Origin of the sequence: Brucella anthropi (genome assembly GCF_046630315.1) — a bacterium.
Classification (GTDB): Bacteria; Pseudomonadota; Alphaproteobacteria; order Rhizobiales; family Rhizobiaceae; genus Brucella; species Brucella anthropi_A.
In genome coordinates this window covers 102,831-114,118 of record NZ_LQBD01000008.1, presented here as the reverse complement: position 1 = coordinate 114,118, position 11,288 = coordinate 102,831, and the positions used below count along the sequence as shown (strand labels likewise).

The window sequence follows — 11,288 nt, the reverse complement described above, 5'->3', positions numbered from 1 at the left end:
GAAAATAAAGAGCCGCCGGGCGACCGGCGGCTTTTTTCATGCCGTTTTGAGGGCTGGCAGTTCCAGCGGCTTGCCTTTCGGATCGTCTTCCAGATTGATCTGCTGGGTGAAAAGCCCGTCGTGCAGATGCGGCTTGCCGAGATGGATGATGGCGGCATCCTTCAATTCATGGTCCATCATGTCGCGAATGCGGTCATAGGCTTCGGCATCGAGACCATCGAGCGCGCCATCGATGACGATCCACTGCGGCTGTTGCAGGATCAGCCGGGCAAAGGCCAAGCATTGGCGCTCATCGTCGGTGAGAACGCGGTCCCAGCGCGCAGCCCGGTCGAGGCTCGTGGAAAGCCGCTCCAGCCCGGCCCGGCGCAGAACGTTTTCCAGATCGTCTTCGGAAAATTTCCTGATGTCGAGCGGATAGACGATCACGCCCTTGAGATTGCCCGGCGGAAAATAGGGCGCGCGCGGCATGAAGGCGACGCCGTCGCCGGCGGGCATGCCGATCCGCCCCTCGCCCCATGGCCAAAGCCCGCCCAATGCACGGAACAGAAGCGTCCTCTGCGTCTCGGTCCCGCCCGTGACGAGCATCCGCGCGCCCGGCTTCACCGAAATGGCCTTGCGGGAAAGCTTCAGGCACAGATCGGGCGCGGCGATGGAAACATCGTCCAGCGTCAGCCGGTCATCGTCATTCGCCGCAAGCTCGATCTGCCGGTCGAGATGGCCGAGCGCGTCCATGCGCAACACCGCCTGCCGGAAGCTTGCAACACGCAGCAGCGTCGCCCGCCAGTCGGCAATGGCGCCGAAATTATCGACGAACCAGCGCAGGGAATTGTGCACCTGCGTAAACGCCCCGACGGCCATCATCAGCCCGCCAAAGGTCAGCCCGCCGGAAAAATAGACCGGAGCCGCCACCAGGATGGGTGCAACGATGGTCAGCCAGCCATAACCGGCCGTCACCCATGTCAGCCGCGTCGTGGCGGAAACGATCCTGCGAATCGCCCCCAGCACCGCATCGATATCCAGATTGAGGCGGCGTCGTTCATCCCCCTCGCCGCGTGAGAGGGTGATGGCGTCCAGATGTTCGTTGACCCGCATCAGCGATGCGCGGAAATCCGCCTCGCGCGCATAACGATTGGCATTGATGTTGACCAGGCTGCGCCCGACGATCCATGTCAGCCATGAAGCGGAGGCCGCATAGATGACAACCGCCCAGACCATATAGCCGGGGATGGAGAAACTGTAGCCCGCGACATGAAACACGAAACCGCTCGACAGCGACCAGAGCACGCCGACGAAACTGACCAGAATGACCGTCGATTGCAGGAGATTGATGCCAAGGTCGCAGGAGGTTTCGGCGAGGTGCCGCGCATCTTCCTGCAGCCTCTGGTCCGGATTGATGCCGATTTCGCCCGCATTGGCGAGGCGGAACGCGCGTCCCGGCTCCAGCCACTGGCCGATCAGATCGCGCGCCAGCCCCTCGCGCAGTTTCAGCTTGAACATCTGGTTCAGCCAGGTTTGCGAGACATTCAGCACCAGAAGCGAGCCGGCAATGCCGAAGAACACCATCAACTGGTGGAAGAAGGCCTTCAAATCCCGCCTGGCCAGCGCATCGTAGAAAGGTTCGTTCCAGCGATTGATGGCCACCTGCCCGACCGCGATCAGCACGACGAGCACGAAAATGCCGGTTCCAATGGCAATCAGCGTATTGCGCACGGGCGAAGCCATGAAGGCGCGCAGCATCATGGAAACCTGTGAGAAAAGGTCGGTTCCATCCGGCATCGCACTGCCGCCGAGCAGCCTGGACGAACTTTTGCGCAGCCGTTCACCAAGGCCGCGCTTGGCCCTTCGACGGCGGCCTTTCGGCTGCGCCTTGTTCGTCTTGTCCGGTTCTGGTTCAGAGGTCATGTCCTGCCTCGCTGCCTGTTCGCGCCGCTTGCCCGGCGCCATTATGCACTTCCTGTCGAAGCCTAGGATAGGAGATCGCCGCAGTTTCCATGTAGCGCATTCGCCACCACTCACAACAATGTGCGCGTTGTGGCTAAACAGATTTATGCGACGATGGCTTTGATTTCACACCTTGCGGAAACGATTTATGACAATGCCTGCCTCCCCCGTCGATAAGGTTCTGATCTACGCCACATGGCAGGAACGGCTTCTCGTTTTCGAGGAACCGGATTTTCCCCAAACACCGCTTCAGGTTCCCGGCGGCACGGTGGATGCGGGCGAAAATATTCTCGCCGCCGCCTATCGCGAATTCGCCGAGGAGACCGGCCTTCTTTATGATGACGGCATGATCTATCTGGAAACCGTCGATTATGACTACCCGGAAAAAGGGTATACGGAGCCGCATCGCAGGCACTGCTTTCATCTGAAACTGAAAGCGGCGACACCGGAAACCTGGGATCACCATGAAATGACGCCCTGCGACGGAAGCCCCCCGATCCTGTTTCGGCTGTTCTGGCTCGACCTATGGAGCGCCCGGAGCCGTCTTGGGCTCGGAATGGCCAAAAGCCTGAGTAAAATCAGTTTTTAGCATGGCCAATCGGAAATGCGTACCACTCTGGAACATGTCTCCCGAAAGCGGAAAGCGGTTTCGGGACGAAGACATGCCGAAAAAGACCGGCCCGATCCAGCTAGATCAAAATGCGTTCAAGCTGGCAGTGCAGCTGGCTTGTATTGGTCAAATTTGTCGCATATAGTCGGTGCATCGATTTTTCGGTCGAGTGACTTTGCGACCCGTGCGGCCAGCCGTGCTTCCTGACGATCTCCTGTCCATAAATTCGATCCACAGGGACGTGTGCGAAGCATACGGACTACACGACTACTAATGTTACAAAGGAATTTCCCATGGCTACGGGAACAGTTAAGTGGTTCAACACGACCAAGGGCTTCGGCTTCATCCAGCCTGACCAGGGCGGCACGGACGTTTTCGTTCACATTTCCGCCGTTCAGCGCGCTGGCCTTGCCACGCTCGATGAAGGCCAGAAGGTTTCGTACGAAATCGTTCAGGACCGTCGTTCGGGCCGTTCGTCTGCCGACAACCTCGTCGCAGCATAAGTTTTGCCGCAAGGCATGGAAAAGGCGGGTCGTCAGGCCCGCCTTTTTATTTGTCTGTTTTTTGCTCAAACCTTTGCCAGCGCGCTTACCCCCAGCACAAGGGCCGCGATCAGCGCCGCCACGGTGCGGACATGATTCCACAGGGTCCAGTCGCGGACATAGGCGAGCCAGACATCCGACGAAGCGGCGGCATTGGCATCCAGTGCCGCGAGCTGGTCGTTCAGCGGCACATTGAGGGCGATCGTGACGCCGATCGTGCCGACGAGATAGATGGCCGCGCCGATCATCGCCCATTTCGACAGGCCGCCAAGCCCCATCAAGCCGCAAATGATGATGACGAGACACAGGATCGCCGTTCCGAAAAAGGCGGCAAAGAACGTGCCATTGAGGACGGTGATATTGATCGACTGCATCGCCGCCATGCCCGCACTGGCCGGAATGCGCGCCAGCGCCGCCATCACAAAACTTGAGAACGCATAGAAGATGCCGCCCGTGATCGCGCTTCCCCAGGCGGTCAGCAGAACGAGCAGCTGAAAACTCATTGTCATGATCGTTCCTCCCATATCCGCATGGCGCCTTGAGAACCATGCAGCATGGCTGCTACAATGCACGCTCCGCCGCCCGGCATAAAGCGCAACATCGCCCGTCCGATCAGTTTTTTGCGTTGATATGTCAGCATGGCTGATCAATCTGTTCGTTTTGGCAACACATTTTTGCGAAATCCGGCAATTGCCGATGAAATCACAATCCTTCTGTTGCGCTTCCCGCGCCGATGGGACATAGAAAATCCGCAAAACCGGACCGCGACCGGTGCCGGTTAACAGAGCCTGCCATCTATGGAGATCTATCATGGCATTTCTCGCCGACGCCCTTTCCCGTGTAAAGCCATCCGCGACCATCGCGGTCAGCCAGAAAGCACGTGAACTGAAAGCCAAGGGCAAGGACGTGATCGGTCTTGGCGCGGGCGAGCCCGACTTCGACACGCCGGAAAATATCAAGCAGGCTGCCATCGACGCGATCAACCGCGGCGAAACGAAATACACGCCGATTTCCGGCATCCCGGAACTGCGCCAGGCCATCGTTGCCAAGTTCAAGCGTGAAAACGGCCTCGACTACAAGCCGGAACAGACCATCGTCGGCACCGGCGGCAAGCAGATTCTGTTCAACGCCTTCATGGCGACGCTGAACCCCGGCGATGAAGTCATCATTCCCGCCCCCTACTGGGTCAGCTATCCTGAAATGGTCGCGATCAATGGCGGCACCCCGGTCTTTATCAACACGAAGATCGAAGACAATTTCAAGCTGACCGCCGCCGATCTGGAAAAGGCCATCACGCCGAAGACCAAGTGGCTGATCTTCAACTCGCCGTCGAACCCGACCGGCGCGGCCTATACGGAAACGGAACTGAAGTCCCTGACCGATGTTCTGGTGCGTCATCCGCATGTCTGGATCCTGACCGACGACATGTATGAGCATCTGGTCTATGGCGATTTCGTCTTCACCACCCCTGCCCAGGTCGAGCCTTCGCTTTACGACCGCACGCTCACCATGAACGGCGTGTCGAAGGCCTATGCCATGACCGGCTGGCGTATCGGTTACGCTGCAGGCCCGTTGCAGCTCATCAAGGCCATGGATATGGTGCAGGGTCAGCAGACCTCCGGCGCCTGCTCCATCGCGCAATGGGCCGCGGTCGAAGCGCTCAACGGCACGCAGGATTTCATCCCGGAAAACAAGAAGATTTTCCAGGCGCGCCGCGATCTGGTCGTGTCGATGCTCAATCAGGCCAAGGGCATCCAGTGCCCGACGCCGGAAGGTGCTTTCTATGTCTACCCGTCCTGCGCCGAGCTGATCGGCAAGAAGACGGAAGCAGGCAAGGTCATCGAGACCGACGAAGACTTCGTCACCGAACTGCTGGAAGCCGAAGGCGTGGCGGTCGTTCACGGTTCGGCATTCGGCCTTGGACCGAACTTCCGCATTTCCTATGCAACGTCGGATGCGCTTCTCGAAGAAGCCTGCACCCGCATCCAGCGCTTCTGCGCCAGCCTGCGTTAGAGCATTTTCGAGCCAAAAGTGTGAAACACTTTTCGGGCAAGATGCGCGTCGAAACAAAGGATTAAAGCGCTGATCCGATCAGATCGAAATGACCAAGGGGCCGAAAGGCCCCTTTTTCGTGTCCAGGTTTCCGGGAAAGGGCAGCTTGGCGAAAAAGCCAAAAAAAAAGCCAGACAAATGTCTGGCTTTGAGTTTTGAAGGTGCCTTTGAGGCAAACCTCCAGAGGGGAACACTCAGCCTGCGCAAATGGGAGGAGGAAACGCAGCGCTGAGATGATCTTTATATGCCTCCTGCCCATTGTTTTTGCAATGGGATTTTGGCGCAATGCAGCCATGCGTTTTACGCATGACTGACTTTAGCCTAAAACCAATTTAAAAACAATGACTTAGAAGCATAGCGGCTGCTTTGTAATATTATAATGTGCAGATTAGCCGCCTAAAGCATGGGCAACGGCAAGGCAATGATGCCCGCAAATTTGGCAAATCACCCCTCCCTTTCAGCCACGCCCCTGTCCTGATGGCAGGCCGGATATCGCAAAAGCAAAAGGCCGCGCTGGCAATCAGCGCGGCCCTGGAACATGTCGCAAGCGGCGATCAATAGGTCCAGTTGCGGGCCTTGGAGAACAGGAAATCGCGGAAGGCATGCAGTTTGGCGGAGTTCTTCAAGGCTTCCGGATAGCAGAAGAACGTATCGAAGGAGGGTATTTCCTCCAGTTCGGGCAAAAGCTGCACCAGACCGGATTCCTTGTCGGCCATATAGTCGGGCAGAACCGCAAGACCGACGCCACGCTGCACGGCGCGGCGAATCGACAGAAGATTGTTCACCTGCAAGACCGGGATGCGCGAGCTTCCATCGGTGCGCCCGGCGATTTCGAGCCAGTTGAGGCCCGTCAGATAGCTGGGCGCCGGTTCGCCGAAGGTGACGACGCGGTGCTGGTCGATCTCGTCGATCGAATTCAGCTTGCCATATTTCGAAACATATCCGGCCGATGCGTAGACATGCATATGCACTGTGAACAGGCGGCGCTGGATCAGGTCCGGCTGCTGCGGCTGCCGCAGGCGGATGGCGCAATCGGCATGGCGCATCGTCAGGTCGAGTTCCTCATTGTCGAGGATGAGCTGGAGCTGGATATCGGGATAAAGCTCGACGAATTCCTGAATGCGCTCGATCAGCCAGCCGGAACCGAGGCCAACGGTCGTCGTCACGCGCAGGCGGCCTGTCGGCTTTTCCTTGCTCTCGGCCAGCTTCGAGCGCACATTTTCGAGCTTCATCAGCACGTCATGCGCCGTGCGGTAAAGCGTTTCGCCCTGCTCGGTCAGGATCAGGCCGCGCGCATGGCGATGGAACAGCGGAACGCCGACATCCTGCTCCAGCGCGCTGACCTGACGCGAGATAGCCGATTGCGACAGATGCAATGTCTGGGCCGCGTGGGTGAACGACCCGGCCTCAGCCGCAGCATGAAAAATGCGCAATTTATCCCAGTCGAGCGGTGCGACCACGGCTATTCCCTCTCATTGTTTCCACCGCATTTGCCTCACACAAAGCCGCCTCACAGTCCTGGCTTGGAAATGCCCTATTCCGCGGCTTCGTGCAGCGGTTCCTGTGCAGCGAGCCAGCGCTCGGCTTCGAGAGCCGCCATGCACCCCATGCCGGCGGCAGTCACGGCCTGACGATAAATATCGTCCGTGACGTCGCCCGCGGCGAAAATGCCCGGAACGTCGGTGGCCGTCGAATCGGGCGCGGTCCACAGATAGCCGTTCGGCTTCTGCCTGAGTTTGCCCTCGAACAAAGAAACCGCGGGTGCGTGGCCGATGGCGACAAAAACGCCATGCGTATCGCGTTCCTGCGTCTCGCCCGTCACGACATTCTTGAGCCGCACGCCGGTCACGGTTGCGCCCATGGGCGGCTTTGCCTCGGTGCCGAGGATTTCGTCGATCACGCTGTTCCACACCACGGAGACATTCTGGCGCGCAAGCAGGCGGTCCTGCATGATCTTTTCCGCGCGGAAACCGTCGCGGCGATGCACGACCGTCACGCTTTTGGCGATATGCGACAGATAAAGCGCTTCCTCGACGGCGGTATTGCCGCCGCCGACGACGACCACATCCTTGCCGCGATAGAAGAAACCGTCACAGGTCGCGCAGGCCGAAACGCCGCCGCCCATGAAGGTCTGTTCGCTGTCGAGGCCAAGCCACTTGGCCTGCGCGCCCGTCGCGATAATCAGCGCATCGCAGGTATAGATCGTGCCGGAATCGCCCTTCAGGCGGAAAGGCCGCGCCGTGGTTTCGACCTCGGTGATGATGTCATGGACGATTTCAGCGCCGACATTCTGCGCCTGCGTCGCCATCTGGTCCATCATCCAGGGCCCCTGCACCGGCTCGGCATAGCCCGGATAGTTTTCCACATCGGTGGTGATCATCAGCTGGCCACCCTGCTGCAACCCGGCAATGACGATGGGTTTCAGCATGGCGCGGGCAGCATAGATCGCCGCAGTATAACCGGCAGGGCCTGAGCCGATGACGATGACTGGCGCGTGACGCTGTGACATGAATTCCTCTCCGGTCCCGGAGCGCGTCGCGCCTGACATGGCCAGACCAGCGCTCCAAAGGGCTGTTTTCGCACATTTGTTCCTGAGCCACCGTGTCCAAAACCGTTCCACGCTTTTGGGGCGTACTCTAAAATCGATTTAAATCGGCGGACCTCGACCCACCAGAATCGCTCCCTTGTCCCATTCGGACAATGTCCCGACATTATGGCCAAGGTAGGTCTGCCCCCGGATCTTTGCAAGGTTCCACAGGGATTTGCTGTGGTTTAGCCACAGCTTGTGATCTTTAAGCAAGGCCTTTGACAGCCACACATTGCGGGTGGATCGATCTCACGCTAAACAGGCAGCACACACGCTATCCCTTGCCCAACCCCGGAGCCGGCAGCCATTTACAAGACAGTCGCCAATATCTGCGCGCGTTTCGGCCTCTTGATGGCTGCTGCCATGCTTCTGCCAGCGGCAATCGACCTGCGCGATGGAAGCGACGACTGGCTGATCTTCGTGCGCTCCGCCGCGACGACGGGCGCGCTTTCCACGCTCATCCTGCTTGCCACGCAAAACCAGACCATGCGCTTCACGCCGCGGCTGGGCTTCCTCCTCACGGCCTGCCTGTGGCTGACCGCGAGCTTTCTGGGTTCCATCCCGCTTTATTTCTCGCATCTGCCGATCAGCTATGCGACGGCATTCTTCGAGGCCATGTCGGGGGTGACGTCGACAGGCGCGACCGCGCTGACCGGGCTCGACAACATGCAGCGCGGCATCCTGCTGTGGCGCTCGCTTCTGTGCTGGATCGGGGGCGTCGGCTTTATCGGCCTGGCGCTTCTGATGCTGCCTTCGCTGCGGGCTGGCGGACTTGCGCTTTTTCACATGGAGAATTCCGACAAGTCGGAAAAAATCCTCCCGCGCATGAACCAGATCGCGCTGGGCATCGTGCTTGCCTATCTCAGCCTGACGGCGGCCTGCATCATTTCCTATTTCGCAGTCGGCATGAGCACGTTCGACGCGATCAATCATGGTCTTACCACGGTCGCCACGGCGGGCTTTTCCACGCATGACAACTCGATCGGCTTCTATCAGGGGAACCAGCTTCTTCTGGTCGTGTCCACGATCTTCATGGCTCTTTCGGCGCTTCCCTTCGTGCTTTACATCAAGGCCTTCATGCCGCGCCGTATGGAACTGCTTGCCGATCCGCAGGTGAAACTGTTCTTCACCATCGTCATCGGGTTCAGCTTTGCGCTGGCGGTGGTTCTGCGGCTCGGTTCCCACATTCCGTTCGGCGAAGCGCTGATTTCCGCCTCGTTTCATTTCGTGTCCGTCATGACGACGACGGGCTATGCCACGGAGGATTATTCGCTCTGGGGACCGCCGGCGATCGGAATTTTCTTTCTCGCCTCGTTTCTGGGCGGCTGCGCCGGCTCCACCTCCGGCGGCATCAAGATGAACCGCCTCATCATCCTGTGGAGCCTGACGCGGGCCAATCTCGCCCGCCTCATCATGCCCCACGCCGTCATCAAGATCCGGTACGGCAGCTCGGAAGTCTCCGGCGACATCGCCCAGAATGTGCTGCTCTACCTGTTTCTCTATTGTGCGTCGCTCATCACGGGGGCGGTTCTGCTCGCCTCCCTCGGGCTCGACTTCGTTTCGGCCTTCACCGGCTCCCTGACCGCGCTTTCCAATGTCGGCCCCGGCCTCGGCGACACGATCGGCCCCGTCGGCAATTTTTCAACCATCCGCGACCCGGCCCTGTGGGTCCTGTCCTTCCTGATGCTGGTCGGGCGTCTGGAGCTTGTTACGGTCTATATCCTGTTCACTCGCGCTTTCTGGGTACGCTGAGGGAATGTTAGGGCGCCGTGCGTCCATTCGGACGCACGGCGCCCTAACTTATTAAATTTACAGCATCGTGCTTTCCAAAAATCGATTCCGATTTTTGGGCCGATGCTGTAGGCAGTTTACATCCGCCTGTTTCATTTGATATGAGCAGGATTAGATTGCGCCACGACGGCGACGAATGTTTTATAATTACCCCGGAATGAAATTTCCTTGCGCGCGGAGTCATGCATGCCGATCAAGGCCGATCTGGATGAAATCGATTGGAAAATCCTTCGGGAGCTTCAGAACAACGGGCGCATCACCAATGTCGAACTGGCCGAACGTGTCGGCATTTCGGCGCCGCCCTGCCTTCGCCGTGTGCGCAAGCTGGAAGAAAGCGGCGTCATCCGGGGTTATCGCGCGATTCTCAACGGCAATTCGCTCGGGCAGGATCTGGTGGCTTTCTGCTCCGTCGGGCTTCACCGTCAGGCCGATGCGGATCTCAAGGCGTTTGCCGAGAAAACCAAGCAATGGCCGCTGGTGCGCCGCGCCTGGATGGTTTCGGGCGAATCCGACTTCCTGCTCCATTGCGTCGCGCGCGATCTTAACACGTTCCAGACCTTCGTGATCGAGGAACTGACCGCCGCGCCCAATGTGGATTCGGTGCGCACCGCGCTCACCATTCGTCCGGTCAAGGACGAACCGCTGATGATTCTCTGATATTTTGACGGTTTGCGCCGGGGGTATTGATTACTTCCCGGCGAAGACGCGCGCATAGACGCCGCTGATGGCAGCGGCTTCCTTTTCGAGCGGAAAGGCGGCGCGGACATGCGCGAGCGCATTTTCGCCGTCGCGTTCGGCCAGCGCCGGATCGGCCAGATAGGGCTCGATCGCCTTGCGCAGGGCTTCGCCGTCGCCAGCCGGAACCGATGTTCCGGTGCCCTCCACGATCATTTCCGCATAGGCGCCCGCATCGCTGGCGACGACCGCCGTTTGCGAGGCCATGGCCTCGAGCGGCGTCAGCCCGAAACCTTCATTGCGCGAAGGCGCAACATAAAGCGTCAGCCGTCGATACCAGATGCGGATATCGGGCACTTCCCCCAGGATGAGGATGCGGTCTTTCAGGCCGGCGGCTTCGATCTTCGCCTTCAGCGCATCTTCGAAAGACTGGTGTTCCGCGGTGGTGCGGCCGGTGATGATCGCCGTCCATTCGGGATATTGCGGCAGGAGCGCGATCATCGCATCGACAAACAGGTCCGTTCCCTTGGAGGAACGCACGCGGCCGAAACAGCCGACGGCATATGTTCCGGGGAGGCCCGACGCCGCGAAACTGTCCTCGTCGCCGAAAGGCGGATGGAACCGCTGCAAATCCACGCCATGCATGATGACATCGTGCGGCACTTCGAGAAAGCTTCCCGAACGGCCGCTCGTTGCAATCACCGCATTCATGCGGCGGATCAGCCATTTGGTAAAGGGCTTGTGGTGGCGCTGTGCGGCCGAGGTAAAGATCAGCCGCAGCTTCATGCGCAGCACATCGCGCATGAAAATACCGGCCAGCATTTCGATATTGCGCCGCGCATGCCAGATGCGGAACGGTTTCGTCCGCGGCTTCGACCAGAAGGACCAGAGCGCGCCCCATCCCAGATGCGCAAGCGTGTCCGGCAGGCCCGGCCCCATCGTGGCGATGTTCAGGCCCTTCGCGCGCTGCAAGGGGATGAGCTGCACGATTGTCGATGTGACACCGGAAAGGCGCCGCTTGAAATTCGGTGCCACCACCTCGACATCCTGAACCCGAACCTGTCCGGAATCTGGCTTATGCGCGGACACG

At 59.3% G+C, this 11,288-nt stretch carries 10 protein-coding genes; 5 read left to right on the top strand and 5 right to left on the bottom strand.

Annotation, left to right across the window (positions count from 1 at the left end; translation table 11 throughout):
- Positions 1-36 precede the first annotated feature (36 nt).
- Positions 37-1,902: an ABC transporter ATP-binding protein/permease gene (locus tag AVM02_RS06255; RefSeq protein WP_411506112.1), complete on the bottom strand. Its 1,866-nt coding sequence runs from the start codon at positions 1,900-1,902 to the stop codon at positions 37-39.
- Between the two features lie 187 nt (positions 1,903-2,089).
- Between AVM02_RS06255 and AVM02_RS06250 the strand changes: the two genes are divergently transcribed.
- Together AVM02_RS06250 and AVM02_RS06245 are read left to right on the top strand one after the other, a co-directional pair.
- Positions 2,090-2,530: an NUDIX hydrolase gene (locus tag AVM02_RS06250; RefSeq protein WP_411506111.1), complete on the top strand. Its 441-nt coding sequence runs from the start codon at positions 2,090-2,092 to the stop codon at positions 2,528-2,530.
- A gap of 314 nt (positions 2,531-2,844) precedes the next feature.
- Complete coding sequence (locus AVM02_RS06245) at positions 2,845-3,054, top strand: cold-shock protein (protein WP_006471898.1); 210 nt, start codon at positions 2,845-2,847, stop codon at positions 3,052-3,054.
- Between the two features lie 65 nt (positions 3,055-3,119).
- Here AVM02_RS06245 and AVM02_RS06240 read toward each other — a convergent pair whose 3' ends face one another.
- Positions 3,120-3,602 carry a DUF1772 domain-containing protein gene (locus AVM02_RS06240; protein ID WP_411506110.1) on the bottom strand — a complete coding sequence of 161 codons (483 nt, stop codon included), beginning with the start codon at positions 3,600-3,602 and terminating at the stop codon, positions 3,120-3,122.
- A gap of 301 nt (positions 3,603-3,903) precedes the next feature.
- On the opposite strand from AVM02_RS06240, the gene AVM02_RS06235 reads away from it, so the two are divergent.
- Complete coding sequence (locus AVM02_RS06235) at positions 3,904-5,106, top strand: pyridoxal phosphate-dependent aminotransferase (RefSeq protein ID WP_411506109.1); 1,203 nt, start codon at positions 3,904-3,906, stop codon at positions 5,104-5,106.
- Positions 5,107-5,699: 593 nt separating this feature from the next.
- On the opposite strand, the gene AVM02_RS06230 is transcribed toward AVM02_RS06235, so the two are convergent.
- Both AVM02_RS06230 and trxB read right to left on the bottom strand, forming a co-directional pair.
- Positions 5,700-6,605 carry a LysR family transcriptional regulator gene (locus AVM02_RS06230; RefSeq protein ID WP_411506108.1) on the bottom strand — a complete coding sequence of 302 codons (906 nt, stop codon included), beginning with the start codon at positions 6,603-6,605 and terminating at the stop codon, positions 5,700-5,702.
- 74 nt (positions 6,606-6,679) lie between these two features.
- Positions 6,680-7,654, bottom strand: coding sequence for a thioredoxin-disulfide reductase (gene trxB / locus AVM02_RS06225; protein ID WP_411506107.1), 975 nt, complete (start codon positions 7,652-7,654; stop codon positions 6,680-6,682).
- A 429-nt stretch (positions 7,655-8,083) separates the two neighbouring features.
- On the opposite strand from trxB, the gene AVM02_RS06220 reads away from it, so the two are divergent.
- Positions 8,084-9,484 (top strand): TrkH family potassium uptake protein, encoded by a 1,401-nt coding sequence (locus AVM02_RS06220; RefSeq protein ID WP_411506106.1) that lies wholly within the window; start codon positions 8,084-8,086, stop codon positions 9,482-9,484.
- Between the two features lie 225 nt (positions 9,485-9,709).
- Positions 9,710-10,180: an Lrp/AsnC family transcriptional regulator gene (locus AVM02_RS06215; RefSeq protein WP_006471903.1), complete on the top strand. Its 471-nt coding sequence runs from the start codon at positions 9,710-9,712 to the stop codon at positions 10,178-10,180.
- A 30-nt stretch (positions 10,181-10,210) separates the two neighbouring features.
- Here AVM02_RS06215 and AVM02_RS06210 read toward each other — a convergent pair whose 3' ends face one another.
- On the bottom strand, positions 10,211-11,287 hold the full coding sequence (locus tag AVM02_RS06210) for a glycosyltransferase family 4 protein (RefSeq protein ID WP_411506105.1): 1,077 nt from the start codon (positions 11,285-11,287) through the stop codon (positions 10,211-10,213).
- Between the last annotated feature and the right edge of the window lies 1 nt (position 11,288).

Coding starts and splice junctions, on each gene's coding strand:
- AVM02_RS06255 (WP_411506112.1), bottom strand. CDS start 1,902: ATGACCTCTGAACCAGAACCGGACAAGACGAACAAGGCGCAGCCGAAA.
- AVM02_RS06250 (WP_411506111.1), top strand. CDS start 2,090: ATGACAATGCCTGCCTCCCCCGTCGATAAGGTTCTGATCTACGCCACA.
- AVM02_RS06245 (WP_006471898.1), top strand. CDS start 2,845: ATGGCTACGGGAACAGTTAAGTGGTTCAACACGACCAAGGGCTTCGGC.
- AVM02_RS06240 (WP_411506110.1), bottom strand. CDS start 3,602: ATGACAATGAGTTTTCAGCTGCTCGTTCTGCTGACCGCCTGGGGAAGC.
- AVM02_RS06235 (WP_411506109.1), top strand. CDS start 3,904: ATGGCATTTCTCGCCGACGCCCTTTCCCGTGTAAAGCCATCCGCGACC.
- trxB (WP_411506107.1), bottom strand. CDS start 7,654: ATGTCACAGCGTCACGCGCCAGTCATCGTCATCGGCTCAGGCCCTGCC.
- AVM02_RS06220 (WP_411506106.1), top strand. CDS start 8,084: ATGGCTGCTGCCATGCTTCTGCCAGCGGCAATCGACCTGCGCGATGGA.
- AVM02_RS06215 (WP_006471903.1), top strand. CDS start 9,710: ATGCCGATCAAGGCCGATCTGGATGAAATCGATTGGAAAATCCTTCGG.